The sequence below is a fragment of the Armatimonadota bacterium genome (genome assembly GCA_035527535.1).
GTDB lineage: Bacteria > Armatimonadota > Hebobacteria.
The window spans coordinates 1-23064 of sequence record DATLAK010000043.1 but is presented as its reverse complement, the minus strand read 5'-3'; the positions used below and the strand labels follow the sequence as shown (position 1 = coordinate 23064).

Genomic DNA, 23064 nt, shown 5'->3' with positions numbered 1-23064 from the left:
TGTGATTCCCATTGAGGAATGCCACGTATAGCAGCAAGCCTTCCTGCTCAGCGCATTCACCAGTCTGTGCCATCAACCAATACCTAAAAACAGCACGCTCGGAAAAAGAGCCTTGACTCTTACATAGCAGCAACGCGAAGGATCTTGCCTGGAGAACATCCCATCCCAGGATTCTTCGCCAAGGCTCAGAATGACATCTCTTGGCCTTAACTGAGCAGCATTGAGATTAGCCTGGATCCGCCATGGCTGCCCCGCCCACTGTCCGCGATATCGTCGCTCTCCTCGAAAAGCCGTTGCGGCTGGAGCAGAAGAACGGCTACGACAACCGCTCGGCGACCAATGGCATTGCCGCCTATGCCGGCGAATGGGCGCGCAGGGGCGAACATGAGGGCGCGACGAAGGAGATTCGCGAGCGATTCGCGGTCGTGCGGCGGCGGCTGGCGGGCTATGACGCCGCCGGGATCGAGAAGCGCCAGCCTATGGTGGCGGCCGCCTTGCGCGCGCTGGAGCAGGTACGCGAGCTCGACGGTCAGCCCACCGCTGGCGCGGCCACCAGGAGCGGCCGTCGCGCGCCCGAGGCGGCGCGGCCCGCACGACCTGCGCCGCAACCCCCAGACCGCGCGAAGTGGCGCGAGCTGGATGCCCCCTACGAGTACGCGGGCAAGGGCAGGCGCCCCAAGTGGATTGATCGCCTGCCCAAGCTGGGCATTCACGCGAAGCGCGACCTCTTGCTGCATTTCCCGCGCGACTACGTAACGTACAAGCGCATCGCCGACATCGCCGACGGCGAGCGCGTGTTCATGCGGGCCACCGTCGTCCAGCGCGACGTCTCCGTGCTACGGCGCTCGCGGGGTAACAGCGTGCGCCGCTACGCGCTCGAGGTCGCCGACGACAGCGGCAAGGCGTGGGTGACCTCATTCGTCAGCTACTCCGGGAGCAAGCGCTTGACCCAGTGGAACCCGTTGACCCTGCCGCACGAGCCGGGCGCCCGCCTGCTCATTGACGGCACGGCCAAGGTGTGGGCCGGGTCGGTCGAGGTCCAATACCTGGAGGCCTCCGCCGACACCTGGGCGGACGAAATGGCGCCGGGGCAACTGGTACCCGTCTATCCGCTTACCGACGGCGTCTATCAGATGTACCTGCGGCGGGCAATCCGGGGTCTGCTCGAAGGCTACGCCACGGCGGCTCCGGAGGCGCTGCCGCAGCGCCTCCGCACCGAGCATCATCTATGCGGCATCGCGGAGGCGCTGACTAACCTCCACTGGCCGCGAGACGAGACGGCCCTGCGCCGCGCCCGGCGCCGCCTCGCGTTCGAGGAGTTCTTGCTGCTGCAATTGGCCTTGGCGCAGCGCAAGTCGGAGCGCCAGGCGCCGGGGCTGGGCATGCGACTGCCGCCGCGCGGCGACCTCAGCCAACGCCTGGAGGCGAAGCTGCCCTTCCGCCTCACCGCCGCGCAGAAGCGCGTCATCGGGGAGATCGCCGCCGACATGGCCTCCGACCGCCCCATGAACCGCCTGCTGCAGGGCGATGTCGGCTCGGGCAAGACGATAGTGGCGGTGGCGGCGCTGCTGACCGCGGTGGACAATGGCTGCCAGGGGGCGTTGATGGCGCCGACCGAGATCCTGGCGGAGCAGCACTACCTGGTGCTGTCGCGGCAGTTGGCGGACTTCGGCATCGGCGTGGAGCTGCTCATCGGCTCGGTCAAGAAGCGCGACAAGGAGCGCATCTACGAGCGCGTGCGCAGCGGCCAGACACCGGTGATCGTGGGCACGCACGCCTTGATTCAGGAGGGAGTGGAGTTTCATCGGCTGGGCATCGCCGTCGTGGACGAGCAGCACCGCTTTGGGGTCGTGCAGCGGGCGGCCCTGCGCGACAAGGGGCCGACCCCCGAGCTGCTGGTGATGACCGCCACCCCCATCCCGCGCACGCTGGCGCTGACGGTTTACGGCGACCTCGACGTATCGGCGCTGGACGAGATGCCCCCGGGGCGCAAGCCGGTGGAGACGCGATGGCTGCCGGCGCAGCGCCAGGACGAGGCCTTCGCCTTCGTGCGCCAGCAGGTGTCCCAGGGGCGGCAGGCCTACGTTGTGTGCCCGCTCATCGAGGAGTCGGAGAAGTTGGAGGCGGAGGCGGCGGTGCAGCTGCACGAGGAACTGCGCGCGCGGGTGTTCCCGGATCTGCGCCTGGGACTGCTCCACGGCAGGATGAGCACCGCGGACAAGGACGCGGCGATGGAATCCCTGCGCCGCGGCGAAACCGACATCGTGGTCTCCACCACCGTCATCGAGGTCGGGGTGGACGTGCCCAACGCGTCGGTGATGGTGGTGCTGAACGCCGAGCGATTCGGACTGGCCCAGCTTCACCAACTGCGCGGGCGCGTCGGCCGCGGCAGTTGCCAGTCGTACTGCCTGCTGGTGACGGACGGCCGCTACAACCCGCACCTGCGCAGCGCCGGCGACGATCCCGCGCAGGAGGGACGGCGGCGGGTGCGAGCCATGGTCGAGACCACCGACGGCTTCGTCATCGCCGAGGAGGATCTGCTGCTGCGCGGGCCGGGGGAGTTCTATGGCACGCGCCAGCACGGGCTCGAGGATCTGCGGGTGGCGCGCATGGGGCGAGACGTCGCCTTGCTCGAGCAGGCGCGGCAGGCAGCGCTCGCCCTGGTGGAGAAGGACCCGCAGTTGGACCGATCCGAGCACGCGCTGCTGCGAGAGCGCACCGCCGAGATCCGGCGCCGCATGGAGGCGGCGGCGCCATAGCCGGTGGCGACGGAGTGCCATGCGCATCATCGGAGGAGAGCTGCGGGGGCGCAAACTGAAGTCGCTGCGCGGGCACGCCGTGCGCCCGACCTCCGAGCGCACGCGCGAGGCGCTGTTCGACATGCTGGGCGCCCGCGTCGTCGGCTGCCGTTTCCTCGATCTCTTCGCCGGCGTGGGGGCGGTGGGGTTGGAGGCGCTGAGCCGCGGCGCATCGCGAGTGGTGCTGGTGGAGGCGAGCGACCGCGCGCTGCGCGTGATCCGGGCGAATGCGGACCTGGTGGGAGGCGCCGCGGAGCAAGCCCCTAAGCCTTTGGGGCCGGGGTGGCGGTCGCGCAGCGACCTAGCCACGCGGCTGAGCGTGCTGCCGGGCAATGCGGCGACAGCAGTACGAGGATTGGCAAGCGCGGGGGCGAAGTTTGACATGGTCTTCATGGATCCGCCCTACCGCGACCGGAGGGCGTTGGAGGGAGCGCTGGAGGAAATAGCGCGCGAAGGTGGAATCTTGGCTCCCGGGGCGGTGGTGGTGGTAGAGCACGAGGCGCGCGCCGGCCCGCCAGCGGCGAGCGGGACTCTGTGCCTCGAGCACAGCCGCCGCTACGGCGACACAGCTCTGACCTTCTATCGGCCGCGGCGCGAACCGCACACCGACGCCCCGAGCGCGCGGTAACGGTCGGGCGTGGACACCGTCCGCGCCGCCCGGCTATTCGAGGATTGAGGGAGGCTTGCGCATGGCGGTAGCCGTATATCCCGGCAGCTTCGATCCCGTCACCAACGGCCATCTCGACATCGTCGAGCGGGCGGCGGAGCTATTCGAGCGAGTGGTGGTCGCGGTGGCGACGGATTCGAACAAGGCGCCGCTGTTCAGCAGCGAGGAGCGGGTGGCGATGCTGCGCGATACCTGTGCCCACCTGGCCAACGTGGAGGTGGACGCCTTCGGTGGGCTGCTGGTCGAGTTCGCCGCGCAGCAGGGCGCGTCGGTGGCGGTCAAGGGCCTGCGCGCGGTGTCCGACTTCGAGTACGAACTCCAGCAGGCGCTCATGAATCGCACCCTCGGCCAGGGGGTGGAGACGGTGTTCTTCATGACCAGCCCCGAGAACCTGTTCCTGAGCTCCAGCACGGTCAAGGAGATCGCGCGGCTGGGGGGCGACGTCAGTCCTTACGTGCCGCCGCAGGTGCGCGCGCGCCTGCAGCAGAAGTTCCGGTGAGCGCGGCGCGGGGAGATCAGCCGCGCGCGGGCGACGGGAACCTATGAAAAGGGGGATCCTGCGATCGAAGACCTAAAGCCGCAATCGGTGCGTGACATGGACAGCCTCGAGATCATCCGCCAGCTCGAGGACGTGGTGGATCGTGAAACCAAGTGGCACGCCTTCCAGCGCGCGTGGGGCGTCAACGAAGAGAAGTTCTTCACCCTCCTCAATCGCCTGCGGGCGTCCCTGCCGGAGGACCTCAAGCAAGCGAGCCGCATCGCCCGCGAGAGCGATCGCATCCTTGCCGAGGCGCACGAGCAGGCGGGGCGCATCCTGGCCGAGGCGCAGGAGCAGGCGGCGCTGCTGGTGTCCAACGACGAGATTAGCAAGCAGGCGGTGCGGCAGTCGGAGGAGATCCTGGCACGCGCCCGCGAGGAGGCCGAGCAGACTCGGCGCGAGGTCAACGACTATGCGAAGCGCGTGCTCACCAATCTCGAGAGCTACACTGCGAAGCTCCTGACCACCATCGAGCGCGGCCGCCAACGCCTGGAGCAGGACGTCCCCATCAACGATACCACTCCCGAGGAGGGCTCGCGCTAGGCGCCCGCGCCGCCGGCACAGGCTCTGGGCCGGTGCCGGTATTACGCAGGCTGGAGGGCCTGCGCGAGGACGACTTCGTCGTCGCCGAGCACTCCAGCCTGGTCTTCGTCGGCGACCGCGCGGTCATCACCTACGATGTCACCGGCTCGGCGCTGGCGTTCGGGCACTCGCTCAAACTGCGCGTACTGCCCGTCGCATGGTTCTACCAGCGGGCGTAGGGCGCGGGCCGGGGCGGCGGGAGCGGTCAGGGCGGACGTCTCCCGCTTCAATTGCGGGCCGAAGTAGCATATAATAGGGGACGTGCAATAGACGTGTCGCCACCGAGCGCGGAGGGCTAAACAGGTATGGGCTTCGTCAACATGCGCAGGAACTTCGGCCGGCACATGCGCCTCCTCATGTGGGCATTCCTGGCGGTTTTCATCGTCGGCTCGGCCATCGTGTTTGGTCCCGGGATTTTGAGTCCCCCGCCTCGGAGCGAGGACCGGCGCGGGGACGAGGTCTTGGCGGTGGTTAACGGCGAGAAGATCGGCCGCGCCCGCTACGAGACATTGTTCCAGGGGATCTACGAGCGTTGGGATCGTGCGGGGTTGATGTCGCTCGGCGGGTTGGAGCCGCTGCGGGCGCGCCTGCTGGAGGAGATGATGCAGGAACGGCTGCTGGTGGCGGCCGCCAAGCAGGAGGGAATCAAGGTCTCGTCCCGGGAGCTCAAGCGAGAGCTGGCGCAGCAGGTGGAAGCGGAGCTCAAGCAGCGCGGCGGGGGCGACCGGGATTACCGGCGCCTGGTCGAGGCCTCCGTGCAGGGGCGGAAGGATGAGCTGCGCGAGCAGATGCTCATCCAACGGCTGCAGCAGCAGGTGGTGTCCCAGGTGCGGACCAGCGACGAGGATGTGCGCAAGAGCTATCGGGAGATCCGCGTGCGGCGGCTGCTGGTGCGCATTGACGAAAGCGGCAAGGCGGGGCTGTCGGAGGCGATGGCGCGGGAGAAGGCGGAACAGTTGCTGGCGAAGCTCAAGGCCGGCGCCGATTTCGCGGCGATGGCGCAAAAGAGCTCGGATGACAAGGCGACCGCGGCGAAGGGAGGCGACATGGGGTTCATCGGCCGCGGGCGCACGTGGCCCGATCTGGAGACGACTGCGTTCGGCCTGCGGGTGGGCCAGTTGAGCGGCCTGGTGAGAACGCCGGAGGGCTACGAAATCATCAAGGTGGAGGCGGAACGCAGCAACCTGCCCGCTGACTTCGACCGCAAGCGGGCCGAGTACCGCCGGCAGTACGCCCAGCAGCAGCAGACGCAGGTGTGGGGCGAGTTCATGGAGCGCCTGCAGCGACAGGCCCGGGTGGAAATTCGCGACCCCGAGATGCGCGCAGCTAAGGCCATGACGGAGGGCAAGATCGATGTCGCCATCGCCGAGTTCAAGCAGGCGCTCAAGCACGCCACGCGGCTGGGCGACCAGGTGCACGCCGCGATTTGCTTCAGCCTGGGCGGGCTCTACAGCGCCAAGGGCAAGTGGGGCGACGCCCGTGACATGTACGAGCGAAGCCTCGGGGTGGCGATGTCCGGGCTTGAGGACGTCTTCCTCGCCCTGGGGCGCACGTACGCCAAGCTCGGCGACCGGGCAGAGGCCCTCGACAACTACAAGCTGGCGGAAGACGAGGCGCCCGATAACGACCGGGTGCGCCAGGAGCTGCTGATCGCGTACCAGGGCCTCGGCGAGAAGGCGGCGGCGGCTCGCCAGCTGAGCTGGATGCAGGAGCGGGAGCGCAAGCTCGCCGAAGATAGCAAGCGGGCGGAGGCCGCGGCGCGGAAGTCGGCGGGGGAGGCCCAGCGCAAGGCCGGAGCGTCCCGCCCCGGCGAGACGCAGCAGCCCCCGGCCGCAGCCACCCCTCCCGATTGAGCGGTTTGGAAGCTTGCCGGCAGCCCGCCGCGCCACGCGCGCAAGCGCAGGCCCGAAAGGAGAAAGGTGACAGGTGACCGCAGGCTCACCCCAGGCAGCCTTTGTCACCGCTCACCTTTATACGCCTTTGGCGTCGTTTCACTTCTCCGCCGGAGGCGGACAAGTCGCCTGCGGTAGCGCGGATTATGAATCATCCGCGCTACCCGGCGGAAGGTATCGTGAAGACCCTCCTTAGCGGCCGCTACGAATTGGGCGACGAGGTGGGCAAGGGCGGCATGGCAATCACCTACCGCGCCCACGACATCGTGCTTGACCGTACGGTGGCAGTCAAGGTCATGCGCGAGCAGTTCATCAGCGACCCCGATTTCGTGCAGCGCTTCCGCCGCGAGGCGCAGGCCGCCGCCAGCCTGTCCCACGAGAACATCGCCTCCGTCTACGACAGCGGCGCCGACGGCGGCCGCCACTACATCGTGATGGAGTACGTCGAGGGGGAGAATCTCGAGCAGCGCCTGCGCCGCGAAGGCCCCCTCGATCCCGCAACCGCCATCGCCATCGCTCTGCAGGTGGTGGCCGCCCTCGCCGCCGCTCACGGCCGCGGCATCGTCCACCGCGATGTCAAGCCGCACAACATTCTCATCAACACCGAGGGCCGCGTCAAAGTCACCGACTTCGGCATCGCCAAGGCCATGAGCGCCTCCAGCCAGACCGGCACCGGAACCATCATGGGCTCAGTGCACTACTTCTCCCCGGAGCAGGCGCGCGGCGACGCGGTGGGCCCCCAGTCGGACCTCTACTCGCTCGGCATCGTGCTGTTCGAGGCGCTAACCGGACGGCGGCCGTTCGAAGGCGAGAATCCCGTCGCGGTCGCCCATCGCCAGATCTACGACCAGCCGCCACTCCCCAGCGAGTATCGCCCGCACCTGCCGTCGGAGTTGGAAGGCATCATCCTCAAGTGCCTGGAGAAATCGCTGGCGCGGCGTTACGCCAGCGCCGCCGAGCTGCGGGGATACCTGGAGGATGCGCGCGAACGCCTGAGCAGCCACGACGGCGCCCCGCAGCGCCGGCGATCGGTGTCGCGCGGACGTCGCCTGCGGCGAGGTGCCGGGTGGCTGGCGCTGACCGTGGCCGTCATCGGGGCGGGCGCGGGAACGTACTTCTATGCCGCTGGGCGCGAGCAGCCGGGGCTGGTGACGGTGCCGGAGGTGGCGGGATTCGACGCGGTCTCGGCGCAGCGCTTGCTCGCCGACCGGGGGCTGGTCTACCGCGCCGACCGGGAAGGCGTGTACGCCGAGCAGGCGCCGGGCTTGATCGTGCGCCAGAACCCCCGCGCGCTGGCGCGGGTGGCGCCGGATACCGCAGTCACCGTGTGGTTGAGCCTGGGGCCGAGATATGTCACGGTGCCCGATCTCGCGCGCATGTCGCAGCGGCAGGCGCAGACGATGCTGCGCCAGGCGAATCTCGAGCCGGGGGAGATCATCGAGCAGTACGACGACGAAGTCCCCGTGGGCTATGTCATATCCTCCGAGCCGAGCGCGCGGGAGCAGGTGGACAAGCGCACGCGGGTGGCGCTGATCATCAGCCGGGGCAAGCCGCCGACAACGTGGGTGCCCCCGGAGAACGGCGGGCCGGATACCGCGGAGGCGACCATCGCCTATACCGTGCCCGACGATGCCGGCGCGGGGCGTGTCCAGGTGCGCATCGAGGTGGTTGACGATCGCGGCAAGCGCGTGCTCTACGACGCCCAGCACATGGCCGGCGACCAGCTACCACCGGTGAAGGTGCGCTACGCCGGGCGCGCAGTGGTGCGAGTGCTGGTCGCGGGCCGCGAGCGTTGGAGTCGGGTCTACGGCGCCGAGACGCCTGGGGGCGCCGGGACGACCAGCGAACCGCCCGCCCCGGCCGCTCCGCCCGCACCCGCCGGCGAGTGACGCGGGCGCCCACGCCGACGGCGCCCGGAGTGCCGGCAGGCGACGGCGACAGTCGAAACGGGCGCAGCACGCGGCGCGTTCACACTCCGGTTGAATCTCGGCCGTGGGGTGATGCCTGCGGCCGATCGGATCAGCATCAGTGGTAATGCGCCGCCCCCGTCGGTGATCTCGCCAACCTCCAGAAACGGCTGCACCCGCATCAACCTTCACGCGACCGCGAGCGGCGAGCGATTGCCGTTTGAGGCGTCGCCGCGAGCGCCCCTTGCCTCAACCGCCTGTGCGCCGGCCGCCGCGGCGGCCCTACTTGCTGGGGCCGATGAATGTGTGCTATACTACGGCGCGGAGCTGGAGGGCAACCGACTTGAAGCAGACTTACCAACCCAAGCGGCGCCGCCGCAAGCGGGTTCACGGTTTTCTTCGCCGCATGCGAACCCCCGTTGGCAGGAGGGTCATTAAGCGACGCAGGGAGAGAGGCCGCATTCGGCTGACCGTCGGCCCCGGCAGGTGATCGCTCTGCACGGGAGCGGCAGCTTTCGCCGCGCGCTGGAGAGCGGCGCCCGTCACAGCGACAGTCTGCTGGCGCTGCGTGCGCTGAGGCGGCCGGATCAGGCGGGGCTCGAGACCGTCCGCGTCGGGGTGGTGGTAGGCAAGCGCTTCGGCGGGGCGGTGCAACGCAACCGGATACGCCGCTGGCTGCGCGAGTCCGCGCGCGCTGTCCTGTGCCGCTCGCAGGGCGCATGGGACCTGGTCTTGATTCCGCGGGACGCTGCCCGTACGGTCACTCATGGTCAACTGCGAGAATCGCTCTGCCGCCTGGTGCGCAGGGCCGGGATATCCAGGCACGACGACTAGCTCCGCTCGTGGACTGGCCGCGCGCGCGGTTCTGTGGCTGCTGCGGCTCTACCAGCGCCGCATCTCGTCGCTGCTGCCGCAAACATGCCGGTTCTACCCCACCTGCTCCGAATACGCGCGCCAGTCCATTGTGAAGCACGGGCTATCCCGCGGAGCATGGCTCGTGCTCAGGCGACTGAGCCGCTGTCACCCGCTGCACCCGGGGGGATTCGACCCAGTGCGCTGAGTCAGTGCGACGCGGTTGGCGTGCGTCGGATCGCCCCCGAGGCGATGGCGGCGGGGACACCCGGCGGCGAAGCGCAATCTGGAACGAGGCTGTGGTGAGACCCATTGACTTTCGCATCATACGTCGCCTGATAGCCCTGGGCTGCACCGCGGTGCTGGCGGTGTTGCTTGCCGGCGGGTGCGTAGGTCGCCCCCAGACGGCGCTTCCCCGCGAGCAAATGAAGCGGGTGGAACGGGCGCTCAACGAGGTGGAAGCGGCTACCCGCGACGCGACGCGTGATCTGCGCCGGGACTGGGAGGAGCAGCTGCGCAGCGCCCAGGCGCAGGAGAAGCCCGATCCGCTAGAAACCGCGCGTCTGGAATTCGCTATCGCCTACGCCCTGGAGCGCGACCAGCAATTCCGCGAAGCGGCAGCCGGTTACCACAAGCTCGAACGAGGTCCTCTGGGACCACCTGCGAACTTCCGCGAGGGCGAAATCAATCTGCTGGGACTGCGGGATCGCAAGGAGGCGATCAAGGCCTACGGCCGGGCCGCGACGGCCCCGCTGGGCGCCACCCTGTGGCAGCGGGTGCCGGCGGCGTCGGGGCGACCCCGGGTGCAAGGGGGCATCGTCTGGCCGTCGGTACTGGCCGGCGCTCCTCAGGGTCGGCTGGAGCTGGTGGCGGCGGCGCAGGCGGCGCAGATGGCCCTCGATCTGCTCCAGCGCGGCGATTGGCGCTACCAGGCGGTGTCGCGGTTCGTGGCGCTGTTGGGTGGCGACCGCCGCTACTCGCATGCGCTGGCGCTGCTGCTCATCGCGGTGGTGGTCAAGCTGGTGACGACGCCGCTCACCAGCTCCTCGTTCCGCTCCATCCGCGCCATGCAGAGCTTGCAGCCGCTGATCAAGGAGCTGCAGGAGAAGCACAAGGGAGACCGGCCGGCGCTGGCTGCGGAGCAGATGCGGCTGTTCAAGAAGTACAAGATCAACCCCCTGGGCGGATGCCTGCCGATGCTCATCCAGATGCCGATCCTGATCGGGGTATACCAGGGGATACGATTCTACATTTTCCAGCTCTCCAGTGCCCGCTTCCTGTGGATCGAGAACCTGGCGCATCCCAACATGCCGCTGCTGATCATGTATGCCATCAGCCTTTACTTCTCGCAGAAGCTGACGACCATGCCCAGCGCCGACCCGCAGCAGCAGCAGATGCAAAAGACCATGACCTTGATGATGCCATTGATGCTGACGGTTTTCTTTGCGACGCTGCCGGCCGCTTTCATCCTCTACTGGCTGTTCTATAACATTCTCATCACCGGGCACCAGTGGTATATGATGCGCCAGCCGGCGCCCGCGCTTGCGCCCGCCGGGGGGGCGCCGGAGGGCGCGGCGGCGAAAGCGCGTCCGCGCCGCCGACGCAAGAAGTAGCGGCCGCGGGGTCGGACGAGACCGGGGCGTCTGCGGCGCCGCCGCATAGGCACGAAGATTGGGGGACGTGAGACATGGCGTCAATCGAGAAGACGGCGAGGACTGCGGAGGAAGCCATTCAGTTGGCGCTGGAGGAGCTGGGCTTGCCCCGCGAGCGGGTGGAGGTGGAGATCCTGGAGGAAAGCCGATCGCTGCTCGGCATCCTCGGCACGACGCAGGCGCGAGTACGCGTGACCTCGCACTTGAGCCTCGGCGAGGGCGCCGCGCACACCCTGGCCGAGATGCTCGCGCACATGGGCGTGGAAGCCAAGCCGAAGGTAATTGAGGAGGACGATTCCCAGGCCGTGATTGACATCGAAGGCACCGAGCTGGGGCTGCTCATCGGCAAGCACGGGCAGACCCTCGCCGCGCTGCAGCATCTGCTCGGCCTCATGGTCAATCGCGGCGAGGAGAATCGCAAGCGCATCATCCTCGACGCCGAGGGCTATCGCGCCCGCCGCGAGGAGTCCCTGCGCCATCTCGCGCTGGGGGCCGCTCGCAGGGCCCAGCAAACCGGGGAGGCGATTACCCTTGACCCGTTGCTGCCGCACGAGCGCCGCATCATCCACACCGTCCTCGCCGATGAACCCAGCGTCACCACGCGCAGCATCGGCGAGGAGCCGGTGCGTCGCATCGTGATCGAGCCGCGCGGGGCCGCGCGCCCAGGTCGCCGCGACGGCCGCGGACGGGGCTACCCGCCCGGCGCACCGCGGGGGCCGGAAGAGCCGGAGCCCGAACTGCCGGGGGAAGGCCCGGAGAGCGAAGGGGACGAGGAACTGAAAGAGGAGCCTGAGGGGCGGGACGGGCAGTAGGTGCCCCTTCCGATCATCAAGCATCCGCCGCCGCCCGCGCTTTGACCAGCCTCGATACCGCGCGGAACTCGTCGGTGCCGGCGCGCTCCAGCAGTTGGAAGAGCGCGGTTTCGATGGTGGTGATGATCACCCCCGCGGCGCGCAGGTGGTCCACCGCCGTCCGCTCATCAAGCTCTCTCCGGCAGGCGACGGCGTCGGCGACCACGTGCGTGCGGTAGCCGGCGCGCAGCAGGTCGAGCGCGGTCTGCAGGACGCAGATGTGGGTCTCGATGCCACAAACGATCGCGGTGCCGCGCCCCAGCGCCCCCGCGGCGTCGGTGAAGACGGGCTCGCCCCAGCAACTGAAGGCCATTTTCCCGATCACCGGCGCGTCGCCCAGGAGCTCCGCCACCTCGGGCAGCGTCCGCCCCAGCTTGCCGGGGTTCTGCTCGGTGGCGATGACCGGCAGGCCCAGCAGCGGCGCCGCCCGCAGCAGCAACTGCACCCCCTGCAGCACGCGCTTTTTGCGCTGCACCAGGTTCCACACCGAGGCCTGCATGTCCACTACCACCACAAACGCATCATCCCGGCGCAGGATATTGGCGTGTCGCATGCTGTCTTGGGGCTCCTGATAATGCTCCCCGCATGACCGCGGGTGCCACAGGAGCCTTCAACGCGGGGGGCGGTTTCCCTTTGCCGGCGAGGTGGGCGCTGGTCGCCGGCGGGGACGGCATATGGTTGAGCTCGACTGCTTCCGACCCTGCGCAACCGCACCCCTACGTCGCCCTGGGCTTGGGTGTTACCTTCTTTCTTTGGTGCGGCGGCGGGCGGTGCCCACCCCTCTCCCTGGAAGGGAGAGGTCGGCGAGCGCTGGCGAGCCGGGTGAGGGTGGACGGCGGGAGTGTTTACCCTCACCTTGATCCTCTCCCCTTCGACAGGCTCAGGGCAGGCTCTGGAAGGGAGAGGCGTGACTTGTGGGGCATGCCGAAACTCAGTGCTCACACCCCTGGGCTTGCCCGTCGGCCTGAATCTGCTATAATGGCGCCGGAGTCGGCAGCGGTGGAAGATACGCCTCGACAAGCCCTGCGCAGCGCCGCCCGCATCGTCGTCAAGCTCGGCACCAACGTCGTCGCCACGCCCGACGGCGCCATCAACCGCGCGGTGCTGGCGAGCCTGGCGCAGGAGATCGTCGAGCGCCGGCGCGCGGGCAAGCAAATCCTGCTCATCACTTCCGGCGCGGTGCGCAGCGGCCTCGCGCGCCTGGGGCTGCCGGGAGCCACCGAGGACTTCCCCACCCGCCAGGCGGCTGCCAGCGTCGGCCAGATCGAGCTCATCGCCTACTATCGCGAGGTCTTCGCCCGCTTTGACCAGCCGGTGGCGCAGGTACTGCTGACTCAGGCCGACATCGCCGACCCGCGCCGCTATCTCCATCTGCGCAACACCCTTTCGACCCTGCTGGCCAAGGGCGCCCTGCCCATCATCAACGAAAACGACCCCGTGTCCATCGAGGGCGTGGCCATCGGCGAGAACGACCGCCTGGCCGCCTTGGTGGCGGCCAAGATGGACGCCGATCTGCTGGTGCTGCTGTCGGACGTGGACGGGCTGTTCACCGGCGACCCGCGCAGCGACCGCAGCGCCGAGCTGATCGGCTCGGTCGCATCCATCACCCGCGACATCGAGCGCGTCGCGCAGGAATCCGTCGGTGGCGCGGGCCGAGGCGGGATGACTGCCAAGATTCATGCAGCGAAGGCGGCCATGAACGCGGGGGTGTACATGGTCATCGCGCGCGGCGCGTCGGAGCGGCCGCTGACGCGCATCCTGGAGGGGGAGGCGGTGGGCACGCTGTTCGTCCCGCGCCCGGGCAAGCTGCGCTCGCGCAAGCACCGCATCGGCTTCGTGCAGACCCCCAAGGGGCGCCTGGTGGTGGACGACGGTGCTCGGCGGGCGCTGCTCGAGCGTGGATCGAGCCTGCTGGCGGTCGGCATCGAGTTCGTTTCCGGCCAGTTCCGCCAGGGCGACGTGGTGAGCGTGGTGGATTCGAGCGAAGCCGAGATCGCGCGCGGGCTGGTCAACTACAGCGCCGACGATGTGCGCAAGATCCGCCGCTGCCGCACCAGCGAAATCGAGGCGCGGCTGGGGCGCTGCCCCTTCGACGAAGTCATCCATCGAGATAACCTCGTGCTGCTGGAATAGCCGTGCGGTGCCTGCGGGCGCTCGTTGCGTCCAGACCAGGACTCTTGCGCCACGCTCGATCACTCGAGGCCCGCAAAACGGTGCCGCTCGCGTCGCGCCGTCAGCGAGAAGCGGATCGGACTTGACCACGCCATGGCGCCCCCCCGCGTGGTCACGCGGACGTAGTAGTATGCGAAGGTGCTCCCGAGTCTGGGGGCGGATAACGCGCAGTCGCGCCAGGGCGTGGCGTCAACGTGCTCGAACTCGACCAGCCACTGGCTTGGGGAGGCGACGTGGATCACCTCACCGCTGCGCACGATCTCGACGGACAGGATGTCCTCGCGAGCCGCGCATCTGACTCTGAGGGTGCGGCGCGTGGGCGCGGCACTCCGTGAGCACGCGACCTCCGTGCCCATCGGTCTCCCGCACACCGACACCTCGAGCAGAATCCGCTCCCCGGTGGTGGCATAGCAGTTGCGGTTCCGCATGTTGCGAAAGATGCTCGCGCGCGACAGGCGCGACCCGATTACAGCGGTGATGCCCGGCGGCCGATCGATATGGCGCGGTTCGATGCCGCGAGCGAAGGTCAACGCAGTGTGCGCGTCGGTGCCGGCGATGAAGCCGAGATGATACCCTTGGGCAAGCAGGTCCTGCGCAAAGCACGGCCCTTCGGCGACTTCTTTGAGCGGATATGGGTTTCCGCGATACTCGCTGGTGCCCCACTTCGAGTGGATTTCAACCAGCGGCATGGCCTCGGGCCCGGGGTAGATCTCCTCGCGCAGCGCGCCGTGCTTGCCCGCCCGGGAAGTGTGGTGTGGCACGACAAAGAACCGCTTGCCTTTCAGCCCCTTGCACAGGGTCAAGACATCCCCATCGTCATACGCATCGACGAAGTGCGGCAATGAGTCATAGAAATACACGTTGTTGTCGCCGCCGCTACCGCTCTTCAGCGAAGCCTCATAACCCGGCAGCATCGTGAACCGACCGGGCTCGTCGTACCGCGCGTCGGTCGCGCGGAGCGTCTTCCACTTACCCCTTGAGCCGCGGCCGTTCGATACATGGTCGGTTAGCGAAGCGAAGTCCAGGAAGTACACATCGCGGGCCGCGACGCAGCCGACGTCGGGTGTCCGGCAGGAGTCGGCATGGCAGTCGGATAGGGTTGTGTGGAGGTGCGGGTCGCCCCACCAGACTCGCCGCCGGGGGCGGGGGAGGCAGTGAACCGGGTTGCTGTAGTGTGACCGCCCGTCGTACATGGCCCGCACGCGAAACACCCCCGGCTTGGTGATTCGTGCGCCACAGATGCGGCACGCAGCGACGCGGCCCGGAGCGAACTCCACATGGCGGGCGCGCTCCAGCGTCTCGCCGGCCAGCACCGTTAGCCGATTGGTGCCCGTGGTCGAGGGACGCCCGGTTCTATCAAGCACAGATACGCCGATGTCGAACTGTTCGCCGACGCCGACAATCGTCGGCACGGTGAGCATGACCTCATGCGGCGCGCTGCCGGCCGCCTCGCTGCGGATGATCTGTTCGGCAGACGAGTCCATCGCGCTCAACGCGCGTTCTGAACGCCGAGTGCCCATGCCTCGAATCCACCTCCGTTCCGCCTCCCGCAAGTGCGGCGGACGTCCGGTTCAGTCCCACATCGCGGCACACCATACGGCATGTGCCAGGAATCAACCGCGCGGCTGCTCAGCGCCGGTGTCCTGATCGGAAGCGAGGAACGCGAACAGGTCTGCGTCTGAGAACGCAAACTCCAGGCGCACCAGCTTGCCTTTGAGCGCGCTCATGCGAGCGGCCTTCCATTCAACAGCGTGCCGCACGCAAGTCCAGGTCGCCGACCACAGCCGCCTCACTGCACGAGCAGGCTGACCTTGACTTGACAGCTTATGCGCAGCTTGCCGGGGACCTCGGGCACGCCCGGCGGGGCTTCGGCGGGGGCGACTACGGGCGGGGCGGCAACAGACGCTTCCCTTGCCGAATAGGCATATGGGTAATTCCACCCGCCCTGGTACTCCTCGGAGATGCTCTGGACGCCGACGATCCTGGCGCCTGCGGCGCTCGCCATGGCCTTCGCCTTTAGCATCGCCCGTTCAGTTGCCAGACGCAGCGACGCCGCCCGCAAGGCGTTCTCATCCTGCACCTCCCAGGTGAGACCCGAAAGACTGGTGGCACCGGCCTCCACAGCCGCGTCCACAACATCGGGGAGCTTGTCGAAGTCGCCACCTTTCAGGGTAACCCGCAGCCAGTGGTAGGCCTTGTACCCTACCCGCAGGCTGCGTCGTTTTGCCGCGTCGTACTCGGTGGCCTCACCGAGGTACAGCTCGGAGGTCTCGAGCGCGTCGGCTGTCACCCCCAACCTGGCTAGCCTTGCCTTGATCGCCTGGACGGTCTGGGCGACGCTGCTCGCTGCTTCCTTGGGCGTCGGACGCACAGCCTTGACGCCGAGCGAGATTCTGGCGGCATCCGGCTCGGCTTCCTCGTAGGCATCAGCGGTCACCGTGAGCACCCGTGGCCCCGGCGCAGGCTTGCGCCGCCAGGCTGCGGCATCAATAAGCGTGGCGAGAACCGCCAGCGCCAGCACCACCACCACGATCTGGCCGAACACGGACTCTCGGTGCATTCTCGATACCTCCCTGCTTCACGGCTCCCTCGCCGCTCGCCGCCGAGCCGGGCGTCCGTCGCGGTCTTCGGCACGTGCTGCGGCATTCCTGCCGCATGTAGGGCTTCTCCGGCAGGAAAAGTCCGCCGGACGGGCAATCTCAACCACAAGCTAGTCCGTACGGGAGGCGATACCATGGATGCAATCGAGGCGATCAAGAAACGCACGAGCGTGCGCGCTTACAAGCCCGACCCGGTGCCGCGCGAGCTGCTCGAGGAGCTGGTGGATTGCGGCCGGCGCGCGCCATCGGCGATGGCGGTCAACCCCTGGCAGTTCGTGGTGGTGACCGAGAAGGCGATGCTCGGCAGGCTCGCGGCGACCACCGACTACGGCAAGTTCATCGCCGATGCGCCGGCGTGCATTGCTGTCCTCTGCGAGGACGTCAAGTACTTCCTGGAGGACGGCTGCGCGGCGGTCGAGAACATCCTGCTGGCCGCCGCCGCGCGCGGCCTCGGGGCGTGCTGGGTAGCCGGGGACAAGAAACCCTACGCCAACACCATCCGCGACCTGCTAGGCGCGCCGGCGACCCATCGCTTAGTCGCCCTGCTGGCGGTCGGGTATCCGGCCTCCGAAGCGCAGCCGAAGGAGAAGCCCGCGCTCGACCAGGTGCTGCACTGGGAGCGGTACTGAGACGGGCGGGGACCGTCCCTACGTGGACTGTACCCGCCCGCAAGGGGACAGTCCCCATTCGGGGACAGTCCCTTCGCCCCGCCGTGCGGCAATCGCGCGCCGTGGAACTTTTCGCCGACGCCGCTGGTCAAACCCAACGACAACGGGGTGCCGTCTGTCTCTCCGAATCAAGCAAGCAGGAATGGGAGGACGAGCATGACTAAGCGTATCCTGGCGATGTTGCGGCGACCGCAGGTGGGACCCGCTTTGGTCGCACTGGCGATGATTTCGACGGCGGTCGCGGTGGGCCCGCGCGAAATGCGCGCCGACACCGGCATCAGCCCGCTTGAGACTCGAATCCTGGGGCAATCGCAGTGGCTGGCCGGCAGCACCGCTTCGCTGCGCGTGATCGTCAGCGATCATGACACCGGCAAGCCCCTGCGCGCGTGGGTGCGCGTCGCCGCGCGGCCCCAGCCCAAGGGTGACGAGCAACCCGCGGCGCTGACCATCCTGCACGAACGGCGCACCGACCGCTCTGGCACGCTGGACGCCGGGTTTCGCGTCCCGGCTTTCGAGCCGGGCCAGTACGAGCTGGTGGTCGAGGTCGGCGCCGGCACCGCGGGAACCGATCTCGTCAAGCAGCCGCTGCGCATCACCAAGCGCGCCGAGGTGCTGCTCACCACCGACAAGCCCATCTACCAGCCCGGCCAGGTTATCCACCTGCGGGCGCTGGCGCTGATGAAGCCGCAGCGCCTGCCGGTCGCCGGCGAGAAGGTCATCTTCGAGATCGAGGACGCCAAGGGCAACAAGGTCTTCAAGCAAGGCGTTGAGCTGTCACGCTTCGGCGTCGCCGGCGCCGACTTCCAGCTCGCCAGCGAGCTCAACCTCGGTCGCTGGCGGGCGCGCGCGGTGCTGCCCTTCGGCAGCGCCGAGAAGACCATCGCCGTCGAGCGCTACGTCCTGCCCAAGTTCAAGATCGTCATCACCCCCGACAAGTCGTTCTACCTGCCGGGCGAGATCGCGACGGGCAAGCTTCAAGCCGACTACATCTTCGGCAAGCCGGTAGCCGGCGGCGAGGTGCTAATCACCGCCTCGACCTTCGACATCGGCTGGACCGAGATCGGCGAAATCCACGGGCGCACCGATGACAACGGGACTTACCGCTATTCCATCGAGCTGCCAAAGACGTTCGTCGGCCAGCCCCTGGAGCAGGGCAAGGCCCTGGCCAAGCTCGACGTGGAGGTCACCGACCGCGCCGACCATAGCGAGCACGCGGCCAAGACCATGCCCGTCGCCCAGGACCCCATCAGTATCGTCGCCATCCCCGAGAGCAAGACCCTGCGCCCCGGCCTGCCCAACACGGTTTACCTCATCACCGCTTACCCCGACGGCACGCCGGCGCGTTGTCGCCTGAGCGTGACGGTTACGGGGGCGGCGCGGTCGGCAACGACCGATGATCTGGGCATTGCGGACCTGAGTTTCACTCCGACCGGCGGCGTCTCTCTGACGGTTGTCGCCGACGACGGCAAGGGCAACAAGGCAGAGCGCACGATCCCGCTTGGCGTCCAACCCGGCGCGGACGCCATCATCCTGCGCGCCGACGCCGCCATCGCCCGCGCCGGCGACAAGCTCGACGTGACGGTGCTGTGCACGCGCCAGACCGGCACCGTCTATCTCGACGCAGTGCGCGACGGGCAGACCATTCTGACGAAATCCCTCGACCTCAGCGGCGGCAAGGCGACGATGTCGCTGCCCATCACCCCCGATATGATAGGCACGGTTGAGCTACATGCCTACAAGATTCTACCTGACGAGAACATCATCCGCGACACGCGGCTGATCTATGTCAAACCGGCGGACGATCTGAGAATCGGCATCACGACCGACAAACAGACCTATCGCCCGCGCGGCAAGGCCCGCGTGGAGTTCACCGTCACCGACCAGCAGAATCATCCGGTGCTGGCCGCGCTCGGCGTGGTGGTGGTGGACGAGGCGGTCTATGCGCTGCAAGAGATGCAGCCGGGCCTGGCGGAGATCTACTTCACCCTGGAGCGCGAGCTGATGGAGCCGCGGTACGAGATCCACGGGCTGCGGCCGGCGAGCGTGGTGCGCGGGGAACTGCCGATCCCCGAAGCCGACCGCGCGGGCCTGCAGCAGAAGGCGGCGCGGGTGCTGTTCGCGGCAGTGGAGCGTCCGGAGCGGTTCAGCCTTAGCGTCAACACCTACACCGAGCGGGTGGCGAAGATGCGCGAGCAGTGGATGCAGGCCATGTCGCGCGACGCAGAGCGTATCAACCGCGCGCTGGAACAGTATCGCCAACGCCACGGTCGCTATCTCGATCCCAACGCCGACATCGCCGTGCTGGTGCAAGAGGGCCTGCTGCGGCGCTCCGACCTGCGCGACCAGTGGGGCAACCCCTACCGCGTGCGCTTCCGCGCTGCCAACGCGTGGCTGGAGAGCGCAGGGCCGGACGGACGGTGGGATACCGTGGATGACCTGCGCGCCGCCGAGATGCTCGGTCGCTTCCGCGGCGGAGCAGTGGAATCTGAGCAGATGCCCGCAATGCCGCAAGAAGGGCTCTTCTTCGGCCGGCGTGAAGCGGCCGCGGCGCCCGCGGCGATGGCAAAGGACGCCCGCCGCGAAGTCGGCGACGCCGCCGCCCCCGAGCCGGTGATGGTGCGCCAGTTCTTCCCCGAGACCATGTTCTTCGATCCGCAGATCATCACCGACGAACGCGGCCGCGCCACCCTTGACCTCGACATGGCCGACTCCATCACCACCTGGCGCATGAGCACCATGGCCTCCTCCATGCGCGGGCAACTCGGCAGCCGCGACCTGCCCCTGCGCGTGTTCCAGGATTTCTTCATTGACATTGACCTGCCGGTCGCCCTGACGCAGAACGATGAAGTCTCGATCCCGGTGGCGATCTACAACTACTTGAAGCGCCCGCAGGAGATCAAGCTGGAGCTGGAGCGCGGCGCCTGGTTCGAGTTGCTGGGTGACGCCGCCAAGACGGTGACCATCAAGGCCGAGGATGTCGGCGTGACTTATTTCCGCCTGCGCGTAAAGCAGATCGGCAACCACCGCCTCACCGTCACCGCGCGCGGGAGCGAGATGTCGGACGCCATGCAGCGCCAGATCGAGGTCGTCCCCGACGGCAAGGAGGTGCGCGAGGTGGTCAACGACCGCATTGACGCCGACGTCCGCCGCACCGTCGTCATCCCCGCCGAGGCGCTGCCCGACGCCAGCAACCTCCTGGTCAAGATCTACCCCGGCGTGTTCAGCCAGGCGGTGGAGGGGCTGGACGCGATGCTGCGCATGCCGTTCGGCTGCTTCGAGCAGACGTCTTCGGTGACCTACCCCAACGTGCTGGTGCTCGACTACCTGAAGACGACCGGCAAGGTCAGCCCCGAGCTGCAGATGAAAGCCGAGGGGTTCATCGGCGTCGGCTACCAGCGGCTGGTGTCGTACGAGGTGGCGGGCGGCGGCTTCTCGTGGTTCGGCAACGCGCCCGCGCACCAGGTGCTCACCGCCTACGGGCTGCTGGAGTTCTCCGACATGGCGCGGGTGCATGAGGTTGACGCCAACGTCATCCGCCGCACCCAGGAATGGCTGGCCGGCCGCCAGCAGGCCGACGGCACGTGGCCGCTGGACAAAGGCGGCATCGCCGAGGGCATCATCAACCGCCAGACCGATGTCTTCCGCACCACCGCCTACATCACGTGGGCGCTCGCCGAATCGGGCTACCAGGGGCCGGCGCTCAGCAAGGGCCTCGATTATGTCCGCGCGCACTACGCCAAGGAGAAGGACCCCTACGCGCTGGCGGTGGTCGCCAACGCGTTCCTGACCATTGACCCCAACGATCCCGACGGCAAGACCGCGATTGACATGCTCGCCGAGTTAGCGGTGGAGCAGGACAAGGTCGCCTACTGGAAGGGCGCCGGGCGCACGTTTACCGGCGCCACCGACCAAGGCGCCGACCTCGAGACGACGGCGCTTGCCGCCTACGCCGTGGTGAAATCCGGGCGTCACGTCGGCCTTACCAACAAGGCGATGAACTATCTCGTCCAGGCCAAGGATTCCTTCGGCACCTGGCAGACGACCCAGGCCACGGTGTGGGCGCTCAAGGCGATGCTGGCGGCGATGGGCAAGGCCACGCAGGAGATTGACGCCAAGCTGACGGTGTCTATCAACGGCAAGCAGGCGGCCAAGTTCGCCATTACCCCCGAGGACTACGATGTCATGCGCCAGGTGGATCTGAAGGGCCTGGCGCAGGCCGGTAAGAACGAGGTGACGATCACCTTCTCCGGCAAGGGCAGCGCGCTCTACCAGATCGTGAGCATCTACTACCTGCCGTGGCAGCGCGTGCAGCAGCCGCCGAAGGAAGTCCTCGGCATCCAGGTCAGCTACGACAAGACCCGCCTCGCCCAGAACGACACCGCCACCTGCTCGGTGAAGGTGACCAACAATACCGGCAAGGTCGCCGAGATGGTCATCATTGACCTCGGCGTTCCCCCCGGATTCGAGGTCATGCCCGAGGACTTGCAGCGCATGGTGGATAAGGGCGTGTTCCAGAAGTTCACTCTCGCCGCGCGGCAGATCATCATCTACATCGAGGAGATCAAGCCGGGCGCGCCGCTGGAGTTCTCATACACCCTGCGGGCGAAGTTCCCGATCAAGGCCAAGACGCCGCAATCGCGAGTGTACAAGTACTACAACCCCGAGGTCGTCGGCATCGCCCGACCGGTGGAGATGGCGATCGAGGGCTGAGAGGAGGTCATTCCGAGCTAGACGAGGAATCCCTTACCTCCAGGTGCAACCACGGCAGGGGGCCCCTCGCTGCGCTCGGGGTGACATCACTCATTGGGTGAACGCGGATGAGCGGGGCAGGGACACAGCACGAGCTAGCGACCGGCACGCCTGCCTGTGGGCTCGGCCGGAAGTGACAAACTGAACGCAGGAAACGCTCGTAGTAGCCGGCGGGGACTTCTCTTCGGACGTGGGTTCGATTCCCACCGCCTCCACCACTTCTGTTTATCGAAACATTCTCTCTCGCAGAAAACCCGCCTCACGGAGAGGCGGGCTTTGGCGTGTAGTAGCCTCATTCTCGGCGGTCTGCGCTTCGCAGACCTTCGGACGGCTCACCCCTTTTTCGCCCTCTTTGGACGTCCAAAACGGCCCTCCGGGCCTTTCTTTCTCCCTGTGGTGAGCGGAGCCGAATCCATGAATCCTTCGGACTTGCGCCAATCCGTCCGTTGGTAGAGAATCCAGTATTTATGCGGGTTTTTCGACCCTAGATTTTGCTAGGGTTCGATTCGGACACGCTGACCACTCGGCGTTTCGAACTCCCGTCCGATGGGTTAAGCTTATCGCTGGGCCCTCAAGTGCTGCTCTCGCTCCGCCACCTCCGACGTGAATTCGCGTACTCGGGCCTTCCAGTACGCCTCCAGCGAGAAACCCTCTGGCCAGGCAAAGGTCTCTTCAAGCAGTCTGGCGCTGGCAATGCGGTAGATGCTAAAGGCGCGTATCTCCTTTCGGACTTCGCAATAGGCAACCAGATACCAGTGTGTTGTCTTCACGACGAGGCCGTAAGGGCGCACGATGCGGCTGCTCTTCTTGCCCGCGGCGTTTTCGTATTCCAGCGCCACCTTGCGCGAGTGCCAAACCCCTTGCCTCAAGGTGTGTAGATGGTCTAAGACAGGCGCTCCCTCCCACCAAGGGGTGGGATCGAAGTAGAACCTCTTCTGGGCAATGCGGACATCCCGACGGTAGCGGGCGGGCAGTCGCGATTCCAGGCGTCCTAGTGTCAGCAGTCGCGCTAGAGTGTACCGGCCATAGTCGCCCCATGTGTACCACGTGATCGCCGGGGGTGGGTACCACCCATGATCGGGGGTGGGTACCACCCGGCGAGCAGCATCTGGGTCGTTGCCACGGGGAATTCCCTC

At 67.5% G+C, this 23064-nt stretch carries 19 protein-coding genes; 15 read left to right on the top strand and 4 right to left on the bottom strand.

From position 1 onward, the window contains the following. Positions 1-242 precede the first annotated feature (242 nt). The 12 genes from recG to jag all read left to right on the top strand — a co-directional run bounded on the left by recG (position 243) and on the right by jag (position 11700). Complete coding sequence (recG, locus tag VM221_02535) at positions 243-2759, top strand: ATP-dependent DNA helicase RecG (protein HUT73697.1); 2517 nt, start codon at positions 243-245, stop codon at positions 2757-2759. A gap of 19 nt (positions 2760-2778) precedes the next feature. Beyond that, positions 2779-3426, top strand: a complete 648-nt coding sequence (gene rsmD, locus VM221_02530) for a 16S rRNA (guanine(966)-N(2))-methyltransferase RsmD (protein ID HUT73696.1) — start codon at positions 2779-2781, stop codon at positions 3424-3426. A gap of 61 nt (positions 3427-3487) precedes the next feature. Further along, positions 3488-3964 carry a pantetheine-phosphate adenylyltransferase gene (coaD, locus tag VM221_02525; GenBank protein ID HUT73695.1) on the top strand — a complete coding sequence of 159 codons (477 nt, stop codon included), beginning with the start codon at positions 3488-3490 and terminating at the stop codon, positions 3962-3964. Positions 3965-4060: 96 nt separating this feature from the next. Next, positions 4061-4546 (top strand): hypothetical protein, encoded by a 486-nt coding sequence (locus VM221_02520; protein ID HUT73694.1) that lies wholly within the window; start codon positions 4061-4063, stop codon positions 4544-4546. Between the two features lie 32 nt (positions 4547-4578). Further along, complete coding sequence (locus VM221_02515; protein HUT73693.1) at positions 4579-4764, top strand: hypothetical protein; 186 nt, start codon at positions 4579-4581, stop codon at positions 4762-4764. Between the two features lie 126 nt (positions 4765-4890). Then, on the top strand, positions 4891-6438 hold the full coding sequence (locus tag VM221_02510) for a peptidylprolyl isomerase (GenBank protein HUT73692.1): 1548 nt from the start codon (positions 4891-4893) through the stop codon (positions 6436-6438). A 218-nt stretch (positions 6439-6656) separates the two neighbouring features. Further along, positions 6657-8366, top strand: a complete 1710-nt coding sequence (locus tag VM221_02505; GenBank protein ID HUT73691.1) for a protein kinase — start codon at positions 6657-6659, stop codon at positions 8364-8366. 361 nt (positions 8367-8727) lie between these two features. After that, positions 8728-8874, top strand: coding sequence for a 50S ribosomal protein L34 (rpmH, locus tag VM221_02500; protein HUT73690.1), 147 nt, complete (start codon positions 8728-8730; stop codon positions 8872-8874). Continuing rightward, positions 8871-9218 carry a ribonuclease P protein component gene (gene rnpA / locus VM221_02495; GenBank protein ID HUT73689.1) on the top strand — a complete coding sequence of 116 codons (348 nt, stop codon included), beginning with the start codon at positions 8871-8873 and terminating at the stop codon, positions 9216-9218. Before rpmH ends, rnpA begins: the two co-directional genes overlap by 4 nt. Continuing rightward, a complete protein-coding gene (yidD, locus tag VM221_02490) occupies positions 9151-9444 on the top strand; it encodes a membrane protein insertion efficiency factor YidD (GenBank protein ID HUT73688.1) in 294 nt (97 codons plus the stop codon). Before rnpA ends, yidD begins: the two co-directional genes overlap by 68 nt. 94 nt (positions 9445-9538) lie before the next feature. Beyond that, complete coding sequence (locus tag VM221_02485) at positions 9539-10849, top strand: YidC/Oxa1 family membrane protein insertase (protein ID HUT73687.1); 1311 nt, start codon at positions 9539-9541, stop codon at positions 10847-10849. Between the two features lie 74 nt (positions 10850-10923). Further along, the gene (gene jag / locus VM221_02480) at positions 10924-11700 is read left to right on the top strand and encodes an RNA-binding cell elongation regulator Jag/EloR (protein ID HUT73686.1); all 777 of its coding nucleotides are present in this window, start codon (positions 10924-10926) and stop codon (positions 11698-11700) included. A gap of 16 nt (positions 11701-11716) precedes the next feature. Here jag and VM221_02475 read toward each other — a convergent pair whose 3' ends face one another. After that, positions 11717-12292 carry an isochorismatase family protein gene (locus VM221_02475; GenBank protein ID HUT73685.1) on the bottom strand — a complete coding sequence of 192 codons (576 nt, stop codon included), beginning with the start codon at positions 12290-12292 and terminating at the stop codon, positions 11717-11719. A 446-nt stretch (positions 12293-12738) separates the two neighbouring features. On the opposite strand from VM221_02475, the gene proB reads away from it, so the two are divergent. After that, on the top strand, positions 12739-13872 hold the full coding sequence (gene proB / locus VM221_02470) for a glutamate 5-kinase (protein ID HUT73684.1): 1134 nt from the start codon (positions 12739-12741) through the stop codon (positions 13870-13872). Between the two features lie 59 nt (positions 13873-13931). Here the strand turns inward: proB and VM221_02465 are convergent, their stop codons facing one another. Both VM221_02465 and VM221_02460 read right to left on the bottom strand, forming a co-directional pair. After that, entirely contained in the window at positions 13932-15431 is a 1500-nt protein-coding gene (locus VM221_02465; GenBank protein HUT73683.1) for a hypothetical protein, read from the bottom strand. Positions 15432-15700: 269 nt separating this feature from the next. Next, positions 15701-16471 carry an SIMPL domain-containing protein gene (locus VM221_02460; GenBank protein ID HUT73682.1) on the bottom strand — a complete coding sequence of 257 codons (771 nt, stop codon included), beginning with the start codon at positions 16469-16471 and terminating at the stop codon, positions 15701-15703. A 174-nt stretch (positions 16472-16645) separates the two neighbouring features. Between VM221_02460 and VM221_02455 the strand changes: the two genes are divergently transcribed. Together VM221_02455 and VM221_02450 are read left to right on the top strand one after the other, a co-directional pair. Then, positions 16646-17140: a nitroreductase family protein gene (locus VM221_02455; protein HUT73681.1), complete on the top strand. Its 495-nt coding sequence runs from the start codon at positions 16646-16648 to the stop codon at positions 17138-17140. A 195-nt stretch (positions 17141-17335) separates the two neighbouring features. Continuing rightward, the gene (locus VM221_02450; GenBank protein ID HUT73680.1) at positions 17336-21889 is read left to right on the top strand and encodes an alpha-2-macroglobulin family protein; all 4554 of its coding nucleotides are present in this window, start codon (positions 17336-17338) and stop codon (positions 21887-21889) included. A 596-nt stretch (positions 21890-22485) separates the two neighbouring features. Here the strand turns inward: VM221_02450 and VM221_02445 are convergent. Further along, positions 22486-23064 (bottom strand): WYL domain-containing protein (locus VM221_02445; GenBank protein HUT73679.1); only part of this gene is annotated, 579 nt, incomplete at its 5' end.

Excerpts from the sequence above, each read along its gene's own strand:
- recG (HUT73697.1), top strand. The coding sequence starts at position 243 with ATGGCTGCCCCGCCCACTGTCCGCGATATCGTCGCTCTCCTCGAAAAG.
- rsmD (HUT73696.1), top strand. The coding sequence starts at position 2,779 with ATGCGCATCATCGGAGGAGAGCTGCGGGGGCGCAAACTGAAGTCGCTG.
- coaD (HUT73695.1), top strand. The coding sequence starts at position 3,488 with ATGGCGGTAGCCGTATATCCCGGCAGCTTCGATCCCGTCACCAACGGC.
- VM221_02520 (HUT73694.1), top strand. The coding sequence starts at position 4,061 with ATGGACAGCCTCGAGATCATCCGCCAGCTCGAGGACGTGGTGGATCGT.
- VM221_02510 (HUT73692.1), top strand. The coding sequence starts at position 4,891 with ATGGGCTTCGTCAACATGCGCAGGAACTTCGGCCGGCACATGCGCCTC.
- yidD (HUT73688.1), top strand. The coding sequence starts at position 9,151 with ATGGTCAACTGCGAGAATCGCTCTGCCGCCTGGTGCGCAGGGCCGGGA.
- jag (HUT73686.1), top strand. The coding sequence starts at position 10,924 with ATGGCGTCAATCGAGAAGACGGCGAGGACTGCGGAGGAAGCCATTCAG.
- VM221_02475 (HUT73685.1), bottom strand. The coding sequence starts at position 12,292 with ATGCGACACGCCAATATCCTGCGCCGGGATGATGCGTTTGTGGTGGTA.
- VM221_02465 (HUT73683.1), bottom strand. The coding sequence starts at position 15,431 with ATGGGCACTCGGCGTTCAGAACGCGCGTTGAGCGCGATGGACTCGTCT.
- VM221_02460 (HUT73682.1), bottom strand. The coding sequence starts at position 16,471 with ATGCACCGAGAGTCCGTGTTCGGCCAGATCGTGGTGGTGGTGCTGGCG.
- VM221_02455 (HUT73681.1), top strand. The coding sequence starts at position 16,646 with ATGGATGCAATCGAGGCGATCAAGAAACGCACGAGCGTGCGCGCTTAC.
- VM221_02450 (HUT73680.1), top strand. The coding sequence starts at position 17,336 with ATGACTAAGCGTATCCTGGCGATGTTGCGGCGACCGCAGGTGGGACCC.